At 68.8% G+C, this 414-nt stretch carries 1 protein-coding gene; it reads right to left on the bottom strand.

Features of this window, described 5'->3' with window-relative positions; translation table 11 throughout:
- Positions 1-146 precede the first annotated feature (146 nt).
- On the bottom strand, positions 147-414 hold a 268-nt coding region (locus AC1DYK_RS35960; protein WP_478170614.1), incomplete at its 5' end, for a hypothetical protein.

Below are 414 nucleotides of genomic sequence, written 5' to 3' on the forward strand. Positions count from 1 at the left end.
CAGCTCGGCGGTCATGCCGTCCGACACGGCTGGGAGGATCCGCACTGAAGGTCCTGTTCCGGTCAGAAGTGCGACTGCTTCGGACTCGGCACGCACGCTGACGGCAGCCCAATACAGACCTGTCCGACGGACGTGGGAGTCACCGCTCAGGCGAGCTCCTGCGCAGCCAGTTCCCGGATCTCGGGAGGCAGCGCCTCGTCCGCGGCCAGCCGGGCCAGGGCCTCGCGGCTCTGCGGGACCTCGGCGGTGTTGCGGAGTGCCCACACGGCCTGCTCGGCGGCCATGCCTCGCTGCGCGCACCGCTCGGCAAGCTCCATGGCCCATGGAGTGATCGCCTCGGTGTCATCGACCATGAGCCCGCACCAGTACAGGACCTGTTCGGCGATCCAGGCAGAGATACGGACGGTCCACCGT

The sequence above is a fragment of the Variovorax sp. P2_H12 genome (assembly GCF_056403395.1).